This window comes from Pseudomonas sp. MF08817 (genome assembly GCF_059862705.1).
In genome coordinates, this window is the sequence record NZ_JCBCUY010000032.1 from 17,278 (window position 1) to 39,246 (window position 21,969).

The 21,969-nt window shown below is 63.9% G+C and carries 19 protein-coding genes and 1 tRNA gene; 14 read left to right on the plus strand and 6 right to left on the minus strand.

Features of this window, described 5'->3' with window-relative positions:
- The first annotated feature begins 9 nt into the window (after positions 1-9).
- From AC19YR_RS19035 to AC19YR_RS19055, 5 genes are all read left to right on the plus strand, one after another.
- The gene (locus AC19YR_RS19035; RefSeq protein WP_095107106.1) at positions 10-2,469 is read left to right on the plus strand and encodes a TonB-dependent receptor plug domain-containing protein; all 2,460 of its coding nucleotides are present in this window, start codon (positions 10-12) and stop codon (positions 2,467-2,469) included.
- A 12-nt stretch (positions 2,470-2,481) separates the two neighbouring features.
- Positions 2,482-3,456: an aliphatic sulfonate ABC transporter substrate-binding protein gene (locus AC19YR_RS19040; protein WP_256576504.1), complete on the plus strand. Its 975-nt coding sequence runs from the start codon at positions 2,482-2,484 to the stop codon at positions 3,454-3,456.
- A 215-nt stretch (positions 3,457-3,671) separates the two neighbouring features.
- Complete coding sequence (locus AC19YR_RS19045) at positions 3,672-4,448, plus strand: 2OG-Fe(II)-dependent halogenase WelO5 family protein (protein ID WP_095107109.1); 777 nt, start codon at positions 3,672-3,674, stop codon at positions 4,446-4,448.
- Between the two features lie 4 nt (positions 4,449-4,452).
- Positions 4,453-5,202, plus strand: a complete 750-nt coding sequence (locus tag AC19YR_RS19050; protein ID WP_095107111.1) for a tRNA-dependent cyclodipeptide synthase — start codon at positions 4,453-4,455, stop codon at positions 5,200-5,202.
- Positions 5,203-5,324: 122 nt separating this feature from the next.
- Entirely contained in the window at positions 5,325-6,749 is a 1,425-nt protein-coding gene (locus AC19YR_RS19055; protein WP_500599690.1) for an MFS transporter, read from the plus strand.
- Positions 6,750-6,884: 135 nt separating this feature from the next.
- Here AC19YR_RS19055 and AC19YR_RS19060 read toward each other — a convergent pair whose 3' ends face one another.
- A complete protein-coding gene (locus AC19YR_RS19060) occupies positions 6,885-7,904 on the minus strand; it encodes a DUF4917 family protein (RefSeq protein WP_500599691.1) in 1,020 nt (339 codons plus the stop codon).
- Between the two features lie 158 nt (positions 7,905-8,062).
- On the opposite strand from AC19YR_RS19060, the gene yiaY reads away from it, so the two are divergent.
- Positions 8,063-9,211, plus strand: a complete 1,149-nt coding sequence (gene yiaY, locus AC19YR_RS19065; RefSeq protein WP_095107117.1) for an L-threonine dehydrogenase — start codon at positions 8,063-8,065, stop codon at positions 9,209-9,211.
- Between the two features lie 42 nt (positions 9,212-9,253).
- Here the strand turns inward: yiaY and AC19YR_RS19070 are convergent, their stop codons facing one another.
- Entirely contained in the window at positions 9,254-10,489 is a 1,236-nt protein-coding gene (locus AC19YR_RS19070; protein WP_500599693.1) for an aminotransferase class I/II-fold pyridoxal phosphate-dependent enzyme, read from the minus strand.
- 235 nt (positions 10,490-10,724) lie between these two features.
- Between AC19YR_RS19070 and AC19YR_RS19075 the strand changes: the two genes are divergently transcribed.
- The 4 genes from AC19YR_RS19075 (at position 10,725) to AC19YR_RS19090 (ending at position 15,318) form a co-directional block, all read left to right on the plus strand.
- Positions 10,725-11,639: a LysR family transcriptional regulator gene (locus AC19YR_RS19075; protein WP_095107121.1), complete on the plus strand. Its 915-nt coding sequence runs from the start codon at positions 10,725-10,727 to the stop codon at positions 11,637-11,639.
- Between the two features lie 132 nt (positions 11,640-11,771).
- Positions 11,772-12,983, plus strand: coding sequence for a CaiB/BaiF CoA transferase family protein (locus AC19YR_RS19080; protein WP_500599695.1), 1,212 nt, complete (start codon positions 11,772-11,774; stop codon positions 12,981-12,983).
- Positions 12,980-13,921: a hydroxymethylglutaryl-CoA lyase gene (locus AC19YR_RS19085; RefSeq protein WP_095107124.1), complete on the plus strand. Its 942-nt coding sequence runs from the start codon at positions 12,980-12,982 to the stop codon at positions 13,919-13,921. Before AC19YR_RS19080 ends, AC19YR_RS19085 begins: the two co-directional genes overlap by 4 nt.
- 56 nt (positions 13,922-13,977) lie before the next feature.
- A complete protein-coding gene (locus AC19YR_RS19090; RefSeq protein ID WP_095107125.1) occupies positions 13,978-15,318 on the plus strand; it encodes an MFS transporter in 1,341 nt (446 codons plus the stop codon).
- A gap of 6 nt (positions 15,319-15,324) precedes the next feature.
- On the opposite strand, the gene AC19YR_RS19095 is transcribed toward AC19YR_RS19090, so the two are convergent.
- Positions 15,325-15,813 (minus strand): DMT family transporter, encoded by a 489-nt coding sequence (locus AC19YR_RS19095; RefSeq protein WP_095107127.1) that lies wholly within the window; start codon positions 15,811-15,813, stop codon positions 15,325-15,327.
- A gap of 77 nt (positions 15,814-15,890) precedes the next feature.
- Here AC19YR_RS19095 and AC19YR_RS19100 point away from each other — a divergent pair, with 77 nt between their 5' ends.
- The 4 genes from AC19YR_RS19100 (at position 15,891) to AC19YR_RS19115 (ending at position 19,643) form a co-directional block, all read left to right on the plus strand.
- A complete protein-coding gene (locus AC19YR_RS19100; protein ID WP_500599696.1) occupies positions 15,891-16,817 on the plus strand; it encodes a LysR family transcriptional regulator in 927 nt (308 codons plus the stop codon).
- Positions 16,818-16,925: 108 nt separating this feature from the next.
- Positions 16,926-17,570 carry a LysE family translocator gene (locus AC19YR_RS19105; protein ID WP_095107131.1) on the plus strand — a complete coding sequence of 215 codons (645 nt, stop codon included), beginning with the start codon at positions 16,926-16,928 and terminating at the stop codon, positions 17,568-17,570.
- Positions 17,571-17,651: 81 nt separating this feature from the next.
- The gene (locus AC19YR_RS19110; protein ID WP_500599728.1) at positions 17,652-18,992 is read left to right on the plus strand and encodes a sensor domain-containing protein; all 1,341 of its coding nucleotides are present in this window, start codon (positions 17,652-17,654) and stop codon (positions 18,990-18,992) included.
- 150 nt (positions 18,993-19,142) lie between these two features.
- Positions 19,143-19,643 (plus strand): DUF4142 domain-containing protein, encoded by a 501-nt coding sequence (locus tag AC19YR_RS19115; RefSeq protein ID WP_500599698.1) that lies wholly within the window; start codon positions 19,143-19,145, stop codon positions 19,641-19,643.
- A 193-nt stretch (positions 19,644-19,836) separates the two neighbouring features.
- Here the strand turns inward: AC19YR_RS19115 and AC19YR_RS19120 are convergent.
- From AC19YR_RS19120 to AC19YR_RS19130, 3 genes are all read right to left on the minus strand, one after another.
- Positions 19,837-19,910: transfer RNA gene (locus tag AC19YR_RS19120), tRNA-Gly, on the minus strand.
- Positions 19,911-20,055: 145 nt separating this feature from the next.
- Entirely contained in the window at positions 20,056-20,940 is an 885-nt protein-coding gene (locus AC19YR_RS19125; protein WP_500599699.1) for an alpha/beta fold hydrolase, read from the minus strand.
- Positions 20,941-21,247: 307 nt separating this feature from the next.
- Complete coding sequence (locus AC19YR_RS19130) at positions 21,248-21,940, minus strand: pseudouridine synthase (protein ID WP_500599700.1); 693 nt, start codon at positions 21,938-21,940, stop codon at positions 21,248-21,250.
- Positions 21,941-21,969 lie beyond the last annotated feature (29 nt).

Below are 21,969 nucleotides of genomic sequence, written 5' to 3' on the forward strand. Positions count from 1 at the left end.
ATTCCCGCCATGCCTTCACACTTCTCTAAAACCCTGTTCGGCGCGGGCCTGGGCCTGCTCTGGGCCAGCCCCGCACCGTTTGTTTTCGCCGCCGACCAGGCCCTGGGCACGGTGGTGGTCACCGGGGTGCGCGGCAGCCAGCAGCGCACCGTCACCGACAGCCCGGCGCCCATCGATGTGATCGACAGCGAGCAACTGCGCACCATCGGCCAGAACGGCCTCAAGGAAATGCTCGCGCGCCTGTTGCCGTCCTTTAACGTGCCTACCATCAACGGTGGCGGCACGGCGTTTCTGGTGCGCGGGGTGAGCATGCGTGGCCTGAGCGGCGACCAGGTGCTGGTGCTGATTAACGGCAAGCGCCGCCACAACTCGGCGCTGATAAACAACGGCGCGCGGGTGGGCAACGCCTCGGTGCCGGTGGACCTGGACCTGATCCCCACCGCCTCCATCGAGCGCATCGAAGTGCTGCGCGACGGCGCGGCGGCGCAGTACGGTTCGGACGCGATCGCCGGGGTCATCAACATCATCCTCAAGCGCAACGCCGAAGGCCTGAGCGCCGACACCACCCTGGGCCAGTATTACGATGGCGACGGCACCACCGGCCACGAAGCGATCAACTGGGGCACGGGGCTGGGGGAAAACGGCGGGTTTTTCAACCTGTCCTTCGACGGTAAGGTGCAAGAGCCTTACGAGCGTTCCGCCGCCGCTGATGGCCAGTTGTACTTCAAGCAACCCGACGGCTCCCCCGACCCGCGGGAAAACAACCGCCAGGGCTGGGGCGGCGAATATGGCCTGGGCCGCGACCGCACCGCCAGCGTGGCTTACAACGCCGAACTGCCGTTGCAGGACGACCTCAAGCTGTACTCCTTTTCCACCCTCAGCTACCGCAACAGCAACAAGGACCTGGGCCACCGCAAACCCACCGACATCACCAGCCTGGCCGGCGTGCCGAACGCACCGTACCCCAATGGCGGCCAGGCGCGGCGCGAGATCCACGAGACCGATTTCCAGATCGCCGGCGGCGCCAAAGGCCTGTTGGCCGAGTGGGGCTGGGACCTGAGCAGCACCTACGGCAAAGACCGCGCCGTGCTCGACACCGCCAACAACCTGAACATCTCCAACGGCCCCTACGGCCAGCACGACTTCCACCTGGGCAACCTGATTTTCGACCAGTGGACCAATAACCTGGATTTCAGCCGCGCCCTCGATATCGGCTGGAGCAGCCCGCTGGAAACCGCGTTCGGCCTGGAATACCGCTGGGAAAAATACGCCCTCGAAGCCGGCGAGGAAAATGCCTACAACTACGGCAGCTATGTGCCGGATGTGGGCAAATTCGCCGGGGTGCACCCCGACCCGGGGCTGTTCTCGGTCAACGGCACCACGCCTGAGGACGCCTACGACCTACAGCGCCACAGCGAAGCGGCCTACGTCGACCTGGGCCTGAACATCACCCCCAACTGGTATGTCGGCGCCGCCGGGCGCTACGAGAAGTACAACCAGGGCGTGGGCGACACCACCAGCGGCAAACTCACCACCCGCTATGAATTCAGCCCCGGCTACGCGGTGCGGGCGGCGGTGAGCAATGGCTTTCGCGCGCCGTCCCTGGCCCAGAGCGTGTTTTCCACCACCAGCACCGTCACCCAGTTCGGCGCCAACGGCACCACCAGTTCGGTGCGCACCAAGCAGATGCGCCCCGATTCACCGGAAGCCATCGCCCTCGGCGCCCGCGACCTGGAGCCGGAAACTTCACGCAACTACAGCCTGGGCTTCACCGCCGAACCCATCGAACGCCTGCGCCTGACGGCCGACTTCTACCTGATCGACATCGACAAACGCATCCTGCAAACCGGCATCCTCAAGGGCTCGGCGGTGTCGCAGATCCTTGTCGAAAACGGCCTCTCGCCCAACCTCGCCGGGCAGTACTACACCAACGCCGCCGACACCCGCACCAAGGGTGTGGACCTGGTGCTGGACTACCGCCAGTCCCTGGGCCAGTACGGCGAAGCGAAATGGAGCGTGGCCTACAACCGCAACAAAACCAGCATCCGCGACCTGGCCGATACCCCGGCGCAACTGGCGCGCCTGGGCTCGGGTTACGTGCTGTTCGACCGCCAGCAGCAGATCGACCTGACCGAATCCACGCCCAAGGACAAGTGGATCCTGTCCACTAACTACAAGGTCGGCGACTGGACCACCAACCTGCAACTGACCCGCTTTGGCGAATACACCGAAGGCTCCAATATCCCGGCCAACGACCGCACCTACAGCGCCAAGTGGATCACCGACATAGACGTGGCCTACGACGTCACCCAGAACCTCACCGTGGCCCTGGGCGCCAACAACCTGTTCGACGAGTACCCGGACAAAATCGGCCTCAAGGCCTGGGCCGGCACCTACGAATACGGCATGTTCTCGCCCTACGGCTTGGGCGGCGGCTACTACTACAGCCGCGTCAGCCTGGCGTTCTGATTGATGCGCCCAATGAACACACCCGCCCTCCCACAGGCGAGGCTTATACCGGCCCGCAGCACGGCTTTGGCGCTATGGCCGCTGCTGCTGTCGCTGCTGTGCGTTAACGCCCTGGCCGACACGCCGTTGCGGGTGTCGAGCCAGAAACAGTCGCTGAAGATCCTCCTGCAAGCCGCCGGGGAATTGGAGAACGTGCCATACCCCATCGAGTTCGCCTCTTTTGGTGCGGCGGCGCCGACGGCCGAGGCGTTGGCGGCGGGGGCGGTGGACATCGGTAGCCTGGGGGATGCACCGTTTGTGTTTGCCGCCGCGGCCGGGGCGCCGCTGAAAACCGTGGGGGTCATCAAGCTCAACGTCACCCAGACCGCCGTCGCCATTGTGGTCAAGGCCGATTCGCCGCTGCGCGACGCGGCCTCCCTCAAGGGCCAGCGCATTACCACTACCAAGGGCTCCATCGGCCATTTCCTGGCCCTGGCGGCGCTGCGCTCGGTGGGGCTGCATGGGCGCGACGCACAGTTTGTGTTCCTGCAACCGGGGGACTCGCGCAGCCTGCTGGCCAATGGCGGCGCACAGGCCTGGTCGACCTGGGACCCCTACACCAGCATGGTGCAGATGGAGGGCGGCAGCCGCGTGCTGGTCAGCGGCGAAGGCCTGTTCGCCGGGCACATGCTGCTGGTGGCCAACGACGCGGCGATCCGCGACAAACCGGCGCAACTGCGCGATTTCCTGCAACGCCTGGGCCGCGCCTACACCTGGGCCGACGCCCATCAGCAGGCGTTTTCCAACATCCAGGCCGGCTACAGCGGTTTGCCGGTGGCGATCCACGCCGCGTCTAACCGTTACGCCCGCGCCCACCGTATCGATGTCGGGCCGGCGGTGGTCGATGACGTGCAGCACACCGCCGACCTGTACCGCGAGGAGGGCATCATCCACGGCACTTTCAATGCCGCCCATTACTTTGACGGGCAATTCAACGAACCCAACTAACAGCGCGGTAAAGCGCGAACTGTAAGCCTTGCGCAGATCAACTATGCACCACTTTAAAGTGGCCGCTTATCGCGCCTATTTGCCTGATTTTCAATACATTTTTAAGTTAGGTGAATAGAGATAAAGGGTATTTCACAAGGGCTTTGCAGCTACCTAAAGTTGCTGTGAAACAAATTGTTTCAGTGTTAAACATTCCAGGGATTCAGGGAGTTTGCATGTTTACAGTCACCACTGCCGAGCAACTTACCGCGCAGCATATTCTGGATGTCGTGGAGAAACGTTCCTATGGCGTCCAACTCAAAGGCTTCTGCCCGCCCGACACGCTGCACGTGGCCCGTGAGCGCCTCCTGCACCAGGACTTGCGCAGCGCCTTCAGCCAGCAAACCGAGTTCGTGCGCATCGGCAAGGCCTACATCGAGATCCAGGACGAGCGCAGTCGCGCCGAGTACCACGCCCAGGCGCCGGGCACTATCCGCCGCATCCGCGAACTGTTCCGCCCGCTGGCCTCGCCCATCGATGAACTGCGCCTGCTGCTGGACGAGACCTGGCCCCAGGGCGCGCACCTGCTGCAAGTGGACGGGCAAAAGTGTTTTGTCGGCATCGCCCGCTTTCAGGGCAGCGGTGTTGACCTCACGCCCCACACCGACGACCTGGAGCGCAATGCGCCGCCGGGCCACGAGCCGAAACTGCTTAGCCAACTGTCGACCAACATCTATTTGCAGATCCCCGAGGACGGCGGCGAGCTGGAGATCTGGGGCATCGAGCCCGACGAGCAGGAGTACCAGCGCTTGCGCGGCGAACGGGCCTACGGCATCGAGCGCCACCTGTTGCCGCCGCCGGATTTCGTCATCAAACCCGAGCCCGGCGACCTGATTCTGCTCAACCCGCGGCTGATCCACGCCGTGCGCCCTTCGGCCAGCAGCACCCGGGTCACCCTCGGGGTTTTTATCGGTTACTACGGCGAACACCAGCCATTGGCCTACTGGAGCTAAACCCATGAGCAGCGTGCAAGAAATCAACCTCAAGGCGTACTTCAACAAAGGTGGCGAAGACCACAGCTTCGACGGCAAGAAAGTGGTATTGGCGGTCAGCGTCGGCCAGGAGTACCACGAAGACCAGAAGCTGCGCTCTACCATCCACCTGATAAACCAGTCTGGTTTCAGCCACGTCAAAGTGGTGGTGGCCGACACCCTGCAACGCCACAACAAGCACGGCAAATCCCCGGGCGAAGCGTTGTCGGCGTCGATCCGCGACGGCGATGCGTGGCTGGCGCGCAACCAGGGTATCCTCGACGGCTTGCGGGTGCCGTACCACATCACCCGCTGGAACCAGGAACTGGCCAGCGACCACTACGCCGACCTGCGCCAACAGCTCAACGGGGTGTACCAGCAGCGTGCGGAACTGCGCGAGGCCATCGAAAGCACCATTGCCGTGTTCACCGACCGCTTGCGCCTGCGCGACGAGCACGCCGATATCGAACGGGCAGCGGCCCAGTGCCGCGAATACATCCTCGAAGAAATCCCCATCATCCTGCCGCTGTGGGCGGGCGAGGGTTATGACTACGTGCTCTACCCCCAGCCAATGACCGCCGCCATGGCCACCAGCCGCGACCTGCTGATCGAACCCCACAGCCCCGACCGCGTGCGCTGGCTGCCGCTCAAATTCAAAAAACGCGGCATCCCCATCCCCTTCAACCTGCCGGGCGTCATCCATCCCAACTGGTCCAGCGGGGCGATTGCGATCTAGCCCGCCAACGGGGGGCAGCAGGCTAACTGTGGGGGCGGGCAAACCCGCTACTACAGAGCGTGCTGCTTGCTCGGTAAGCGGCTTTTCTAATGGTTTTTTTGACTTTCAACCAAGGAGTTTCCATGGGCGTTTTTGCGCAACAGCAACGCAAGTGGTGGGCGTTGCTGGGGGTGAGCATTGCCAGTTTTCTCGGCTGTGTCGATTTCACCATCGTCAACACCGCGCTGCCGGCGTTGCAGGCCGATTTGGGCGCGTCGGTGGACAGCCTGCAATGGGTCATCAATGGCTTCATCCTGGCGCTGTCGAGTGTCATGGTGCTGGTGGGGCGCTTGGCGGACCTGCATGGGCGCAAGCGCGTGCTGTTCATCGGCCTTGGGGTATTTGGCCTGGCGTCGCTGGCGGCGGGGCTGGCGGGGCGGGTCGATGGCCTGATTGCCGCGCGGGTGGTGCAGGGCCTGGCCTGCGCGGTGTTGTACACCGCGTCCGGGGCGATTGTCGCCAGCACCTTTGCCAGCCATGAGCAGGGCAAGGCCTTCGGCGTGCTGTTTGGCGTCAACGGCGTGGGGCTGGCGGTGGGGCCGGTGTTGGGCGGGGTGATTAGCGCCGCGTTCGGCTGGCCATGGATCTTCCTTATCAACGTGCCGTTCGTGCTGCTGAGCCTGGGCATTTGCGCCTTGAGCGTCGATGAGTCGCGCAGCGGCGATACGGGCGCAACCCTCGATTGGCCCGGCGCGTTGTTGCTGCTGCTGGGCCTGCCGAGCCTGGTGCTGGTGATCGTGCAGGGCGCGGCGTGGGGCTGGACCTCGGCGCCGAGCTTGAGCCTGGGCGCCATTGCGGCAGCGGCATTGCTGGCCTTCGTCCAGGTGGAGAGGCGCGTGGCGGCGCCCATCATCGATGTGCAGTTGTTCGCCAACCGGCGCTTTGTCGCCGGGGTGGTCGCCAGTTTTGGCCTGGCGGTGTTCTATTGCGTGGCGTTTTTCGTGATGCCGCTGTACCTGGCACTGATCCGTGGCGAAGGCGTGCAGGCCAGCGGTTGGCTGCTGTTGCCCACCACCCTGGGGGTGGCGCTGTTGTCGCCGCTGGTGGGGCGCCTGGTGGACCGCAAAGGCCCGGCGCTGCTTATCAAAACCGGTTTGCTGCTGTTTGTGCTGTCGGCGGCGCTGCAAGTGGGCTTCGACCGCCAGACCTCGCTGCCCTACTTGCTGGCGGCGTTTGGCCTGATGGGCCTGGGCTGGGCGAGCATCCTCGGGCCGTCCACGGTGCTGGGGATCAGCGCCGTGCCCCAGGACGTCAGCTCGGTGGCCATGGGCTCGCTGATGACCTTGCACAACGTCGGCGGTGGCCTTGGGCTGGCGGTGGGCGTGGGGCTTTATCACCACTTTGCCGGGCCATTGGCGGGGGATGTGCAGGGGGCCTTCTTGCAGGGCTACCGGGCGGTGATGGTGTTCCTCGCCCTGGTGAGCCTGGCGGTGTGGGCGCTGGTGAGCCTGTTGCTGCGGGCGCCCGTGCCTGCGCCGCTGGCCGAGGAGGGCGCCCACGGTGGCTGAGTGCGGCGGGCAGATCCGCCTCGGTGCGTTCCTCTGCGGCGCCAACGCCTCGCTGAACGCCTGGAGCGCTGGCCGCTGTGGGAGCTGGCCCTGCCCGCGATGGCGCCCGGCCAGCCTCTACAAAGCGCCCCGCACTCAGCGCTCCACCGGCACCGCCAACCCTGGATGGGTCAGGGCGTGGGTGCGGGCGTCGAAGAAGTGCAGTTCGGTGTCCAGCCCTTCAAACAGCGCCGCGTAGTGGCGTTTTTGGTGCTGCACAAAGGCCGCGGTGCGGGCCTTGATGCCGATGGCCAAGGCCTTGGGCCGGGCCAGGCGCAGGGCCTGGACAAGGTGCCGGTCCTGCTCGCCCAAGTTATGGCCGAGGATGCACAGGGCACCGTGTTGGCCCAGCAATTGCTGGTGGCAGAACGACAGATAGTCGGAGCTGCGAATGGTCTTGAGCTTGTCCTGGCTGCTGCCTTCATTAATGAACAGCGGTACGTCGTCCAGGGTCTTGATCGTATTGTTGATGGCGAAACTGCCGAGCAGGCTGGCCTCGGTGCTGGTCAGCTTGCGCGCGGTGCCGTCGCTGTTGCGCACCAGGTGCAGGCCGCCGTGCAGGTACAGCACGCGGGTTTTGGTCGTGGCGGTGCGGTTGAGGTCGAAGCTGGCGTCGGCACCGTCGAACAGGTCGCTGAGGGCCTGGGGGGCATGCTGGATCGCCCAGGAGGTGAGCAGGTCGTAGTTGCTGGTGAACACCGTGGGGTAGCGCGCCAGTTCCTGGCTGAGGGTGGCCAGGGTGGCCGGTTTGACCAGGCGCCAAGGGATGTGCACGGCGTGCACGCTGTTGATGAGCGCTTCCTTGATGGCGTAGTAGCGGTTGCGGGGTGCCGCCGAGCTGACGGCCAGGGCTTTGTTGACGCGGCTGGTGGTTTTCAGCGCGCTCAGGGCCTGCTCGAACACCCGCGTGCCGAGGGCCTCGAACACGCTCAGTTCTGAAGGCCCCAGGGGCTTTTCTTCCACCGTGCGGGCGTTTTCGAACAGCGAGTCGTAGCCAAAATCGTCCCACACCGCGCGGCTGGCGCCATTGCCCAGCAGCAGGGCGGTGCAGTCGAGCGTGGCGCGCAGGGCGTTCCAGTCGGCGAGTTCGGCGTCAAATTCCTGGAAATCCTTCATTGCGGTTTTTCGTCTCAAGGCGTGTCGTTGGGCGGGGCGCAGACTCTAGCACGATGGGAAGTTGAGCCAGATCAACAACTGCCCTGACCTATGGGTCGATCCTGTGCGCATGCGTCGGGCCCTGTCATCGGCCCGGCCCCCATTTGAGAGGATTGGCCATGAGCAGCACGTTTTTTATTCCCGCCGTCAACATCATGGGCATTGATTGCCTGGAAGAAGCCATGGTTGCGATCCGCAACTACGGTTTCACCAAGGCCCTGATCGTCACCGACGCCGGTTTGGCCAAGGCCGGCGTGGCCACGGCGATTGCCGAGAAACTGGCGATGCAGGACATCGACTCGGTGATTTTCGACGGTGCCAAGCCCAACCCCAGCATTGCCAACGTCGAGGCGGGTTTGGCGTTGCTCAGTACCAGCCAGTGCGATTTCATCGTGTCCCTGGGCGGCGGTTCGCCCCACGACTGCGCCAAGGGCATCGCCCTGTGTGCCACCAACGGCGGGCATATCCGCGACTATGAGGGCGTGGATCAGTCGACCAAGCCGCAACTGCCCCTGGTGGCGATCAACACCACCGCTGGCACAGCCAGTGAGATGACCCGTTTTTGCATCATCACCGACGAATCGCGCCACGTGAAAATGGCCATCGTTGACCGCAACGTCACGCCGCTGTTGTCGGTCAACGACCCGGCGCTGATGGTGGCGATGCCCAAGGGCCTGACCGCCGCTACCGGCATGGACGCCCTGACCCACGCTATCGAAGCCTATGTCTCGACCGCCGCCAACCCGATTACCGACGCCTGTGCGATCAAGGCCATCGAATTGATTAGCGCTAACCTGCGTCTGGCCGTGCGCGACGGCAGTGACCTACAGGCCCGTGAAAACATGGCCTACGCGCAGTTCCTCGCCGGTATGGCGTTCAACAATGCTTCCCTGGGTTTTGTGCATGCCATGGCCCACCAATTGGGCGGTTTCTACGACTTGCCCCACGGCGTGTGCAATGCGGTGTTGTTGCCCCATGTGCAGACTTTTAACGCGGTGGTCAGCGCTGAGCGCCTCAGCCATGTGGCCCATGCCTTGGGCACGGATATACGCGGTATGAGTGCCGAGGAGGGGGCCCAAGCCGCCATCGTGGCGATTCGTTGCCTGGCCCAGGATGTGGAGATTCCCGCCGGTTTGCGCGAGTTGGGCGCCAAGTTGCAGGACATCCCGGTATTGGCCGCCAACGCGCTCAAGGACGCCTGTGGCCTGACCAATCCGCGTGCGGCGGATCAACGCCAGATCGAAGAGATTTTCCGCAGCGCCTTCTGACCTTCGCGCAGCGCCCGTGGCATGGCCATGCGCGGGCGCTGCTCAGTGGCGCACTTCGGCGCCCTGTTCGCCGAGCAAATCCCCGATTAACTCGCACAGTACCCGGATCACGTTGGGCTGCATGTCGGCACGCAAGGTGATTTTGAGCGCCGCTTCATGCCGCGCCACCAACGGGAAAAATATCGGGGCGGTGAGAAAACCGATCTTCGCCAACTCCCCCGCGACCCTGTTAGCCACCTCGGCCTTGCCACAGGGGATGAGGCGGATGGGCAGACCATTGGCCCGTTGCGGCGTCTGAATGAGGCGGTCGAAAAAGCGGATATTGACCTGAAGTTTTTCCTGCCATTGCGTGAATTCCCCCGTGCGGTGCAGGGCAACAGCCGCGCGGCCGGCGCCGATGCACGCTGCGTTCAAGCTTTGCGAACCATTGCCCGGCGCACCGTAGCGCAACGCCAATTGGCGCTGGCGCGGGTTGGCGAACATTACCGCTGCGCCGCTGGCGCCGAAGGCATTGGCCAGCGAGGCGACGACCAACAGGTCATCGTCCAGGGCGGGCACCCGGGGGCGCACCGAGCCCGCGCCGTACTGCCCAACGGTGCTCAGCCCGTGGGAATCGTCCAGGTAGAGGAACACGCCGTAGCGGTCCTTGAGGTACAGCAGGCTGTCGAGGTCGGCAACGCCGCCCATGGGGTACACCGCGTCGGCCACGTAGACGATTTTGGCGTAGCGCTTGCACAGGTCTTCCAGCACGTTCATGTCGTTGTGGGGCACGGTGATGACCTGGGTTTCATCACTGCACAGCGCCCGCAGGCGGCTCATGGAGCAATGGGCGCGGCGGTCAAACACCATCACCGGCGCGGTGTTGCCGGTCAGCGCGCCACTGGCCAACAAGGGCAGGATCGCGGCGCTGGCGGCGCTACACGACAGGGTGCTCAGGCAACAGGCGCCGAACAGTTCCGACAGCTCGTTTTCGTACTGCTCCAAAAGCGTTAACTGACAGCGCTGGCGCACATTGGCGACGCGCAGGGTGCCGGCGTCCTGCAGGCCCTGAATGGCGCCGGCGAGAATAGTTGGGTGGTAGTCCAGGCCCAGGTAGGAGGTGCTGCTGAAGTCGCGCAACTTGCGCCCGTGCTGGTCGAGCAAGTGGTTGGGGTTCTTCACCTCGACATGCAGGCCACACACACGCTGGGCCTCGGCCGCTTGCCAGTCGCGGTCGGCCAGGGCAATGACTTTTGTGTGGTGGATAAAGCGGTGCAAGCGTGATGCTGGGTGGTTCATGGGGCAGTCCTTTGTGTGAACAGTATCTGTTTCTTTTTGTGTCAGCTTGACGGGGCGTGACTTTACAGAGCCTTCATCACCCAGATGAATCGGCTGCTTCTCTTACGGCTGCGGGGCGCTGGATGCTTGCGTGTAGGCTTTTACTGATGCTGTTGTGGGGTCGTCCGCAAGCCCCCGTCGGGGCCAGTAACGGCGATATTCTGCCGCTCCCATCGCCCGCCCCGCTGAGCCTTTGATGCTGCATAAAAGCCTGATCCGTCGCCTGGACCTGATAACCCTGCAACTTTTTGTCGCCGTCCATGAGGAAGGCACCCTGACCCGGGCCGCCGGCCGTGAGGCCATCGCACTGTCGGCCGCGAGCAAGCGCCTGATGGAGTTGGAAGAAGCGCTGGGCATCGGCCTGTTCATGCGCCAAGCCAAGGGCATGGTGCTGACGCCCGCCGGGGAAACCCTGCTGCACCACGCCCGCAAAATGCTGTTCAACGTAGAGAAAATGGGCTTGGAACTGAGCGAACACAGCTTCGGTGTGCGTGGCTACGTGCGCATGTTGGGCAACCTCTCGGCGATCATTCAGTTTTTGCCCCAGGACCTGCGGGACTTTTCCGAGCACCACCCCCACGTCAAGGTCGACCTCGAAGAGCGCCCTAGCAGTGGCGTGATCCAAGGCGTACTCGACGGTGTGGCGGACTTCGGTATTTGCTCGCGTGACAGCGATGTCAAGACACTGGGCGCCGTGCCTTATCGCCACGATCAATTGATGGTGGTGATGCGCGCCGACCATGAGTTGGCCAGCGCCCGGGAACTGGCGTTTGTCGACACCCTGGGCAGCGACTATGTGGGCCTGCATGCCGCCAGTTCGATCAACATGCGCACCCACGCGGCGGCGCGTCAGGCCGGGCGGGTGCTGCGCCTGCGTATCCACGTGCCGGGGTTTGACGCGGTGTGCTGCATGGTGTTGGCCAACATGGGCATCGGCATCCTGCCGCAACGGGCCTTCGAACTGATTGGCCAGCCCTTGGGCCTGCATGCGGTGCCGCTGAGTGACGACTGGGCACGTCGCACGTTGATTCTGGTGGTGCGGGACGAGGCTTCGCTTTCTCCTGTAAGCCGCATGCTCTTCGAGCGGTTACGCTTGGTGCATGGCGTGTAGGAAACGGCTGGCCGTTTTGGCATCCATTGCCCGTTCGTATTTGGCGAAAGCCTGTTGCCAACTCACGGTTGGATTCCCCGCCCCGCGCTCCTCTAGCCTTGGTCGAACTTCCAAGAACAAGAGGTAAGCCCCATGAACGCCTCCACGAGCGAAACGACCGCCCTGTACGGGATCAAGGTCATTGAGATTGGCACCCTTATCGCCGCGCCTTTCGCCGCGCGCCTGCTGGCGGAGTTCGGCGCCGAAGTCATCAAGATCGAAGCCACCGGCCAGGGCGACCCGTTGCGTAAATGGCGAAAGCTCCATGAGGGCACATCACTGTGGTGGTACCTGCAATCGCGCAACAAGAAGTCCCTGGCGTTGAACCTCAAGTCCGCCGAGGGCGTGGCGCTGGTCAAACAACTGGCCACTACCGCCGATGTGCTGATCGAGAACCTGCGCCCCGGTGCGCTGGAGGCCCTGGGCCTGGGCTGGGATGAGTTGCATGCGATCAACCCGGGGCTGACCCTGGTGCGTATCTCCGGCTATGGCCAGAGCGGCCCGTACCGCGACCGCCCCGGTTTCGGCGCCATTGGCGAGGCCATGGGCGGGTTGCGTTACACCACCGGCACTCCGGGTTCGCCGCCGGCGCGGATGGGGGTGAGCCTGGGGGATTCATTGGCCTCGCTGCATGGCGTGATCGGCGCGCTGATCTCGTTGTTGCGGGTCAAGACCGGGCGCGGCGCGGGGCAGGTCGTGGATGTGTCGCTGGTGGAAAGCGTATTCAACGTGATGGAAAGCCTGGTGCCGGAGTACGACTTGCTGGGCCATGTGCGTGAGCGCAGCGGCGGTTCGCTGCCGGGCATTGCGCCGTCCAACACCTACCTGACGGCGGATGGCGCCTACGTGGTGATCGCCGGCAACAGCGACCCGATCTACAAACGCCTGATGACCGCCATCGGCCGCGAAGACCTGGCTCTGGCGCCGGAGTTCGCCCACAACGACGGGCGCGCGGCCGGTAGCCGGGTGCTCGATGCCGCTATCGGCCACTGGACGTCCAGCCTGCCCATCGAGCGCGTGCTGCACGTGCTGGACGCCGCCCAAGTGCCGGCCGGCAGGATCTATTCGGTGGCCGACATCGTCGCCGACCCCCACTACCAGGCGCGGGAGATGCTGCTGCAGGCCGAGTTGCCCGGTGGCACCCGGGTGAAGATGCCGGGCATCGTGCCCAAGCTTTCCGCTACGCCAGGGGCGGTGAACTGGTCCGGGCCGGGCCTGGGCCAGCACACCGACGAAGTCCTCGCGGGGCTGGGCTTGAGCGTGCGGCAGATCGAAGGCCTGCGGGCTGCGGGGGTGGTGCAATGATCTCGGATTTCTCCCAGACCCTGGTGATCCAGGAAGTGTCGCCCCGCGACGGCTTGCAGATCGAGCCGATCTGGGTCGAAACGGTGGACAAGATTGCGCTGATCGACGAACTGTCCCTGGCCGGCTTCAGCCGCATCGAGGCCGGCTCGTTTGTCTCGCCCAAAGCGGTGCCGGCGCTGCGTGACAGCGAGCACGTGTTCCAGGGCATTACCCGTCAGCCGGGGGTCGTTTATGTAGCCCTGGTGCCCAACCTCAAGGGCGCGCAACGGGCGTTGGCGGCTCGGGCCGACGAGCTGAACCTGGTGATGTCCGCTAGCCAGACCCACAACCTGGCGAATCTGCGCATGAGTTGCGAGGGCTCCTTCCTCGCGTTCGGCGAGGTGGTGGAGAGTGTCCGCGGTACGGCGGTGGGCCTCAACGCCACCGTGGCGACGGCGTTTGGCTGCCCGTTCGAGGGCAAGATCGATGCCGACCGCGTGCTGGGCATAGTCGACGGCTACCTGGAGTTGGGCATGCACGGCATCACCCTGGCCGACACCACGGGCATGGCCAACCCGTTGCAGGTCGAACGCCTGGTGCGCCGAGTGTTGCAGCGGGTGCCGGCGGCGCGCCTGACCCTGCATTTCCACAACACCCGGGGCCTGGGCCTGTGCAACGTGTTGGCTGCTTTCGAGGCCGGTGCGCGGCGCTTCGACGCCTCCCTCGGGGGCTTGGGCGGCTGCCCGTTCGCGCCGGGCGCCTCAGGGAATATCTGCACCGAGGATCTGGTGAACCTATGCGATGAAATGGGCATCCACACCGGCATCGAGCTGCCCCTGCTGCTGCGCCTGTCCCGGCGCCTGCCCGCGTTGCTGGGTCATGAGCTGCCCGGCCAGGTCGCCAAGGCGGGCACGCCCCAACATCTGTATCCGGTGCCGCAATACGTCGCAGGGCTGTAACCCGGAAAACCATAAAAACAATCGGGCGCCTGCGGGCGACCCACTGGAGAAATTTCATGAGCCTGAATGTCCTGGGGGTCGGCGCGAGGCCGGCCACTTCTCAAGATGCCGAGCGGGCGGTGGTGCGCAAAGTCGCCTGGCGCCTGATGCCGCTCATCATGGTGTGCTACCTGTTCGCGTTTTTTGATCGCATCAACATCAGCTTTGCCAAGTTCCAGTTGCAGGCCGACCTGAGCCTGAGCGACACGGCCTATGGCCTGGGGGCCGGGCTGTTCGTGGTCGGCTATGTGATCTTCGAGGTGCCGAGCAACATGATGCTGTACCGGGTCGGCGCACGGCGCTGGATCGCGCGGATCATGATGTCCTGGGGCTTGGCCACGGCGGCCATGGTGTTCGTTACCGCCGAATGGCAGTTCTATGTGCTGCGTTTCCTGATTGGCGCCATGGAGGCCGGTTTCGCGCCGGGGGTGCTGTATTACCTGACGCTGTGGTTCCCTCAGCATTTCCGTGGCCGGATCACCTCCATGCTGTTCCTTGCCTCGGCTTTCGCCGGGTTGGTGGGGGCGCCGTTCTCGGGGCTGGTGCTGCAGCACCTGGATGGCGTACTGGCGATGCGCGGTTGGCACTGGTTGTTCCTGCTCGGAGGCTTGCCCTGCATCGGCCTCGGCTTGTTAGTACTGGGCCTGCTCAAAGACCGTATCGAAGACGCACCGTGGCTGAGCGCCGCAGAGAAAATGCTTCTGGCCAGCCGCATCGCCCAGCACGAACCGCACAAGCACGGTGGCTCCTTGCTCTCGGCGCTGCGCATTCCAGGGTTTCTGACCCTGGGCCTGATCTACTTCCTGATCCAGGTGGCGTCCTATGGCCTGAACTTCTGGGCACCGCAGATGATCCGCAGCGCCGGCACGGAGGACCCGGTGATGATCGGCCTGCTGACCGCCATCCCCTACGTCTGCGGCGCGATCACCATGGTCGTGATGGGGCGCTGGTCGGACGCCACTGGCGAGCGGCGCAAGTTTGTCTGTGGCCTGGTTAGCCTGGGCGCGGTGGGGTTCTTTTGCGCCGGGATCTTTGCCAGCCACACCACGTTCCTCATCATCGCCCTGGGCATGTTGGGCGCCGGGATCATTGCTTCGATCCCGGCCTTCTGGACCTTGCCGCCCAAGTTGCTGGCAGGGGGCGGGGCGGCGGCGGCCGGCGGCATCGCGGTGATAAACACCCTGGGCCAGTTTGGTGGGATCGTCAGCCCGGTAATGGTCGGCCGCATTCGCGACCTGACTGGCAGCACCACGCCGGCGCTGTACGTGATCGGCACTGCCGCGTTGCTCGCCGCGGCCCTTGTGTTGTGGGGGTTGCCGCAGAAGCTGCGGGCCCTGGACACCCCGCGGGCGGACTGACACCGATCAGTGGCTGGTGGCCAGGGCCTTGGCCGCCGAGCCACCGAACTGGATCAAACCGACGCCGGCAATCAGCAGGATGGCCCCCAGCAGGCGCGGCGGGGTCAACTGCCGCTCCATCAGGCCGAACCAGCCGAAGTGGTCCAGCACCAGGGACGCGATAACCTGCCCGGCCAGCGCCAGGGCAATGAACCCCGATGCGCCGAGCCGGGGCAGCAGCACCAGCGCCAGGGAAATGAAGCACACCCCGAACGCACCGCCGGCCCACATCCACAGCGGCGCCTTGCTGATAAAACCCAGGGATGGCAGCGGTAGGCGCAGCATCAGGATGATCGGCAACAGCACCGCGATACTCACCAGCAGCGAGGCGAGGGTGGCCCACAACGGGTGGCCCAGGCCGCGGCCGAGGTTCGCGTTGATCGCACTCTGGAAGGGCACGACCGCCCCGGCGATCACTGCCAGTAGTAAAAGGCCAAGCCAATGCAAAGGGTTCATGTGAAGGTTCCTGGAGGTTTTGCTGGACTCTAATGTATTCATAGTTTTAATTTAAATTCCGTTTTCAAATGTAGAACATGCACAAGATGAATGATCTGCGCCGTATCGACCTCAACCTGTTGGTGGTGCTGGACGCCTTGCTCAGCGAGCAACAGGTGACCCGCGCCGCCGAACGCCTGCATTTGAGCCAACCGGCGGTGAGCCATGCCCTAGCACGCCTGCGCGACATGCTCGGCGACCCCTTGCTGGTACGCGCCGGGGCTGGCTTGGCGGCCACGCCTCGGGCCTTGGAATTGGCGCAACCCCTGGCCGAGGCCTTGGCGCGGGTACAGGCATTGCTGGCGCCGAGCCAGTTCGACCCAGCGTCGGCCAAGCGCCGGTTTCGCCTGGCGATGTCTGACTATGGCGCGGCGCAGGTGTTGCCAGGGTTGATCCGCACCTTGCGCCAGCAGGCGCCGGGCATCGACCTGGTGGTCAGCCACGCCAGCCGCGAAGGCATGCTCGATGGCGTGCTCAACGGTGACATCGACCTGGCTGCCGGGGTGTTCCCCGAACTGCCCCATGAGCTGCGCAGCACCCCGCTGTTCGAGGAGCACTTCGCCTGCCTGGTGGATCGCCACAGCCTTGGCGCCGACGGCCAGCTCGACTTGCCCACGTACCTGGCGCGGCCCCATGTGCTGCTGGAGATGCGCGGCAGCGGCACCCCGGAAATCGAGCGGGCGCTGACAGCGATCCGCTGCCGCCGTCATGTGGCGGTCAGCCTGCCGCACTGGAGCGTCGCGCCACACCTGATCGGCGGCACCGACCTGATTCTCACTGTTGCCTCGCGGGGGTTGCGGGGTATCGACGACCCAGGGTTGGCAGTGGTGGCCCCGCCGTTCAGCATTCCCAACTTCAATTTCGTGCTTGCCTGGCACGAGCGCCGGGGTGGCGACCCGGCCCTCAATTGGCTCAACGGGCAGATTGAACAAGTGTCGGGCCGCGTGCCGCAGGCTCAGCGGTAGCTAGTAATCTTTAGCGCCTGAGATAGACTGCGGCGATTCGCCTCATGTCGTTTGGCCATCTGCCTTGGACATGATCGACCTTCATTACAGTTCTCGATGGAAAACGGGATGACGCCTTCCTTGCTGTTCGCGGTACTGGCTTCTGGTTTTATCTATGGCATCACCCCAGGCCCGGGCGTGCTGGCGGTGTTCGGCATCGGCGCGGCGCGAGGGCGCCGGGCGGGGGCGGGGTTCCTCTGCGGGCACCTGCTGGGCGATGTGGTGTGGTGCAGCACGGCGCTGATCGCCATTGTCGGTGCGCGGGTGATCGGCAGTACGGCGTTCGACGTGCTGGGCGTGCTTAGCGGCCTGTACCTGTTCTGGCTCGGCGCGCGGGCGCTGGGTGCGCGGCGCAACAGCGACCCGGCCACCCAAGGCCCGGCGCGGCAACCGTTTTGGCATGGCGTGGTGTTTGGCCTGACCAACCCCAAGGCTTACCCGGTGGCGGTGGCGACCTTCACGGCGCTGCTGTCCAGCCGTGCCGAACTGCTCAACTGGGAAATGCTGCCGTGGCTGATTTTCCTCAGTTTTATCGGCGGGCTGGCGGCGTACGCCATCCTGATCGCCGTGGTTGGCGCGCGGCACGTGCGTACCCTGTACCAGCGCCATGAGCTGGCGATCACCCGGGTTTGCGGCTTGATGTTCATCGGCTTCGCCATCAATGCCCTGTTGCACGCGGTGCCCGGGTTGCTGGCGAACAAAACCCTGGATTGACCCTCCAGGGAGCAGCGCTGCAGTAATGGCCCCAGGGACGGATACTCAATGCTGGATTTTTACGGGCAGTATCGACTCCAGATGGCAACCAAGAACTCCGCTCCACTGGCGAGCTACATCGATCTATTGCTGGATGCCGTGTGCGCGGTGGACGGGCAGGGGCGTTTTGTCTTTGTCAGCGCCGCGTGCGAGCGGATCTTCGGCTATACCCCCGAGGAACTGATCGGCCGGGCGATGATCGACCTGGTCCACCCCGCCGACCGCGAGCGCACCCTGCAAGCAGCGCGGGAAATCATGGGCGGTCAGCCCATGCCGAATTTCGAGAACCGCTACCTGTGCAAGGACGGGAAAATCGCCCATATCCTTTGGTCGGCACGCTGGTCGCCCGTGGATCAACTGCGCATCGCCGTTGCCCGCGACATCACCGAGCGCAAGTTGGCCGAGTCCAAACAGGCTGCGCTTTATGCCATCTCCGAAGCCGCCCATGCCGCCGAGGATTTACTGGCGTTGTTCGGCCGCATCCACCGCATCATTGGCGAGTGGCTGCCGGCGCTGAACTTCTCCGTGGCGCTGTACGACCACCAGTGCCAGCAGATCAGTTTTCCTTATCAGGTTCACGACCAGAACGCTGCGCCGCAGCCTCAAGGCGTGGACACGGCCAGCCTGTGCGCAGAGGTCATCCGCAGTGGCCAGCCGCTACTGCTCACGCCTGAGGACAGCGGCCGGTTGCCGGCCTTCGACGCGTTGGCCCATGACCTGCACTCTTCCTGTTGGCTCGGCGTGCCGCTGACATCCCCGCGCGGCACCATCGGCGCCTTGGTGGTCAAGAGCCCGCCGGGTGGGGAGCGCTACACCGAGCAGGATAAGGAACTGCTGCAATACGTCTGCGCCCAGGTGGCCACCGCCATCGAGCGCAAGCAACTGCACGCGCGTTTGCAGCACATGGCACAGTTCGACCAGTTGACCCAACTGCCTAACCGCGAACTGCTGCGCGAACGGGTGCGGGCGGCGCTGACCCGCGCGCGGCAGGAGGCGGGGCGCATGGCACTGCTGTACATCGACCTGGACAAGTTCAAACAGGTCAACGACAGCTACGGGCACGGCGTTGGCGACCTGCTATTACAAGCCGTGGCCAGCCGCCTCAAGGGCTGCGTGCGCGAAAGCGACACCGTCGCGCGCATGGGCGGCGATGAGTTCGTCGTGCTGCTTGAAAAGGTGCACGAAGAAGAGGATGGCCGACGCGTGGCCGAGAAGATCCGCCAGGCCCTGAGCCAGCCGCTGCACCTGGGTGGCCATCTACTGACCATCGTGCCCAGTATCGGCCTGGCGTTTTACCCGCAGCACGGCGACGAAGACACGCAATTGTTCAAGCACGCCGACGATGCCATGTACGCCGAAAAACGACGCCAGCAAGCGCTCTGAACTGGGGCCGTTCGTCGTGGCCGCGACAAGTTTTTTAAACCTTTACGGTGCCAGGCATTCTGAAGTTGTGCGGGCGTCCCCCGCGCCAGTCACTCAGGAGGCAAGGCTAAGGCCTGCGCCTCAACTGCCATCTTCAAGGAGGGCGCGATCATGAGCCTCAAGGCCAGCCGATTACGCACCGTCAGTTTTTCCCTGCTCTTGGGCGTCTGGGCCAGCCAGGCCTGGGCCCAGACGCCCACGCAATTCATCGACGACGCTTCGGCCCAAGCCATCGCCGACATCGAACTGAACCGCATGGCCCACCAGAAAACCGAGTCCCAAGAGGTCAAGGACTACACCATCCAGGTCATCAACGACCGCACCACCGCCAACCAGCACCTGGCCAAAATCGCCAAGCAACTGGCACTGCCCGTGGCCGAGCGCAGCGAAGTGGTCGACAAAGCCAAACGCCTGATGCCCCAGGTCAAGGACGGCGACACCTTCGACCAGGCCTACGCCGCCGCTCAGGTGAAAAACACCGAACAAGCCATCGAACAACTGCAACAACAGGCGAAAACCAGTGAACTGCCGGAACTCAAGGCTTTTGCTGAAGAAACCCTGCCCAAACTGGAAGAACACCTGGAGCGGGCGCGGGCATTGGCGGGCAGGTAACACGAACCTCTGTTTTAGGTGGGCGTGGGCGCTTGTGATGGCATCGATTGTCGCCGGGTGGAAATGTCCGGCCCATTCAGCGGCTTGTCGAAGCGGTGGCTTGCGAGATGACGGGGCACAAAAAAACCGGCGTATTAGCCGGTTTTTTAGGTTCGCTGTTTGCCACAAGGAGCGGGAACAGGCGAGGAATAAGTGGAGCGGGTGAAGGGAATCGAACCCTCGTTATCAGCTTGGGAAGCTGGAGTAATGCCATTATACGACACCCGCTCAGAGCGGCTGACTTTGTACCAGATGTGCGCTTGGATTTGAAGTTTTTCTTTGTCGGGTCAACACATTAGTGGCCGGTATTGAGAGAGCAAGCCCCACGTATCGGGTGTTTTGGCCGTGGCGTGGGGCTTGTTTGCAGGGCGGGTCAAAGGGCCAGTGCAGGGTGGGCCGGGTGGTGGAGGTAGCGCGGTCGGGTTTCGTGTTGGCCGGGTTTGAGGAAACCTATCAAGGCGTGGCGGGTGTCGCGGCAGGCGGCTTTGTGTTCCATGTCGAGGAAGTGCCCCGTGGCCTGGACGGTGCTGAAGCTGCTGTGCTGCACGTGGTCGGCGAACAGTTTGGCGTCGCTGGCGGCGGTGTATTCATCCCATTCACCATTGACGAACAGCACCGGCACGCTAATTTTTTTCGCGGCGCGCAGGTAGCAACTGCGGTCGCTGGTGAGCACGTCGTTGATGTGAAAGCGCATTTGCCCATATTCGTGCTCGGCCAGGTTGCTGACGTGGCGGTAGTTGAAGCGCTTGAACAGGGACGGCAGGTGTTTGCCGATGGTGGAATTCACCAAGTGCCCGACGCGGTCGCGGTCGAGGGCGCCGAGGTAGCCAGCCCCGCGTTCGAGGTAGTCGAGCATGGGCGCGTTGATGACCGGCGAGAACGAACTGACCACGGCTTTTTCGATCCGTCGTGGCCGTTGGGCCAAGGCCATTAGCGTGGCCGCGCCGCCCCAGGAGAAGGACAGGATGTGCTCGGCGGCGAAGTGATCGATCAGTTCCAGCAGGATCTGCCCTTCGACGTCCTTGGTGAGCATTTTTTCATGGCGGTTGTGGGCCTTGGATTTGCCCGCGTAGGGCTGGTCGTAGAGCACCACATTGAACTGCGGGTGCAGGTTTTTCACGGTTTGGGCAAATGACGCAGTGGTGGCCATCGAGCCGTTGACCAGGATGATGGTTTTTTCTGCGGCATCTGCGCGATAGAACTCCGTGTAGACCCGGTACTGCCCCTGTATATCCAGCACGGCGATTTCTGGCCTCATGTCGTAAGACTCCTGGCAAGCAAGCGGGTATGCGCGCAACGTGAGTGTGCACGGGCTTTGTGACAGGTAGGCATACGCCTGCAAGTGAGGGCCCATGTCGATCCGCTGGGGCTGGTCGACGGGTGTTGTTATAGGCGGGCAATTTGCCGGAATGCGTTGAGCCTCAAGGGCCCAGGCCAGCAAATTTTTTATTGGAAGTGGCTTGTGACTGTGCGGTCATGTTACGGCCGACCGTTTGATTCAAGCAGGGCATCGGGCAACCCGCAAGTACCGAATGGCCATTGTCCTGCAACCTGCAGGGCCGACTTCAGATCTGCTGGATTTCATCCGGGGTTAAGGCACGGTACTGGCCCGGCGCCAGGGCCGGGTCAAGCACCAGCGGCCCCATGGCTTCGCGATGCAGGCGCAGAACCTTGTTGTCGAAGTGGCCGAACATGCGTTTGACCTGATGGTAGCGGCCTTCGACGATGCTCAGGCGTGCGGTCCTGGGGCCCAGCACTTGGAGTTCGGCGGGTTGGGTGGTGAGGTTTTCAAAGGCAAAGTACAGGCCGGCGGCGAATATCTGTGCGTAGTGCGGGCCGATGTCTTGCTCGGTTTCGACGTAATAGACCTTGGCCAGTTTGGTCTGCGGCTGGGTCAGGCGCCGCGACCAAGTGCCATCATTGGTCAGTAGCATCAGGCCGGTGGTGTTGAAGTCCAGGCGCCCGGCAATGTGCAGTTGGTGCTTGTCCGGTGCGGCGATCAGGTCCAGGACGGTTTGGTGCTCTGGGTCGCGGGTGGCGCTGACGCAGCCCTTGGGCTTGTGCAGCATTAGATAGCGCGCGGGCCTTGCGGCTTGCAGCAACTGGCCATCGCATTCGACCCGGCTGAACTCGCGCACGTCATGGTGGGGGTCGCTGACGGTGTGCCCGTCCACCTGCACGCGGCGTTCTGCCAGCAGCAGGCGCACCTGTTTGCGGTTGAAGCAGGGCAGGTTGCTGAGAAAGCGATCGAGGCGCATGGCTATCGGCGGGCGGCGAATGGGGCGCG

Bases quoted from the DNA above. Each gene is read 5' to 3' on its own strand.
- AC19YR_RS19130 (WP_500599700.1), bottom strand. From the start codon at position 21,940: ATGCGCCTCGATCGCTTTCTCAGCAACCTGCCCTGCTTCAACCGCAAA.
- yiaY (WP_095107117.1), top strand. From the start codon at position 8,063: ATGAGCAGCACGTTTTTTATTCCCGCCGTCAACATCATGGGCATTGAT.
- AC19YR_RS19050 (WP_095107111.1), top strand. From the start codon at position 4,453: ATGAGCAGCGTGCAAGAAATCAACCTCAAGGCGTACTTCAACAAAGGT.
- AC19YR_RS19095 (WP_095107127.1), bottom strand. From the start codon at position 15,813: ATGAACCCTTTGCATTGGCTTGGCCTTTTACTACTGGCAGTGATCGCC.
- AC19YR_RS19110 (WP_500599728.1), top strand. From the start codon at position 17,652: ATGGCAACCAAGAACTCCGCTCCACTGGCGAGCTACATCGATCTATTG.
- AC19YR_RS19075 (WP_095107121.1), top strand. From the start codon at position 10,725: ATGCTGCATAAAAGCCTGATCCGTCGCCTGGACCTGATAACCCTGCAA.
- AC19YR_RS19105 (WP_095107131.1), top strand. From the start codon at position 16,926: ATGACGCCTTCCTTGCTGTTCGCGGTACTGGCTTCTGGTTTTATCTAT.
- AC19YR_RS19080 (WP_500599695.1), top strand. From the start codon at position 11,772: ATGAACGCCTCCACGAGCGAAACGACCGCCCTGTACGGGATCAAGGTC.
- AC19YR_RS19055 (WP_500599690.1), top strand. From the start codon at position 5,325: ATGGGCGTTTTTGCGCAACAGCAACGCAAGTGGTGGGCGTTGCTGGGG.
- AC19YR_RS19115 (WP_500599698.1), top strand. From the start codon at position 19,143: ATGAGCCTCAAGGCCAGCCGATTACGCACCGTCAGTTTTTCCCTGCTC.
- AC19YR_RS19125 (WP_500599699.1), bottom strand. From the start codon at position 20,940: ATGAGGCCAGAAATCGCCGTGCTGGATATACAGGGGCAGTACCGGGTC.
- AC19YR_RS19060 (WP_500599691.1), bottom strand. From the start codon at position 7,904: ATGAAGGATTTCCAGGAATTTGACGCCGAACTCGCCGACTGGAACGCC.
- AC19YR_RS19040 (WP_256576504.1), top strand. From the start codon at position 2,482: ATGAACACACCCGCCCTCCCACAGGCGAGGCTTATACCGGCCCGCAGC.
- AC19YR_RS19070 (WP_500599693.1), bottom strand. From the start codon at position 10,489: ATGAACCACCCAGCATCACGCTTGCACCGCTTTATCCACCACACAAAA.
- AC19YR_RS19035 (WP_095107106.1), top strand. From the start codon at position 10: ATGCCTTCACACTTCTCTAAAACCCTGTTCGGCGCGGGCCTGGGCCTG.
- AC19YR_RS19090 (WP_095107125.1), top strand. From the start codon at position 13,978: ATGAGCCTGAATGTCCTGGGGGTCGGCGCGAGGCCGGCCACTTCTCAA.
- AC19YR_RS19100 (WP_500599696.1), top strand. From the start codon at position 15,891: ATGCACAAGATGAATGATCTGCGCCGTATCGACCTCAACCTGTTGGTG.
- AC19YR_RS19085 (WP_095107124.1), top strand. From the start codon at position 12,980: ATGATCTCGGATTTCTCCCAGACCCTGGTGATCCAGGAAGTGTCGCCC.
- AC19YR_RS19045 (WP_095107109.1), top strand. From the start codon at position 3,672: ATGTTTACAGTCACCACTGCCGAGCAACTTACCGCGCAGCATATTCTG.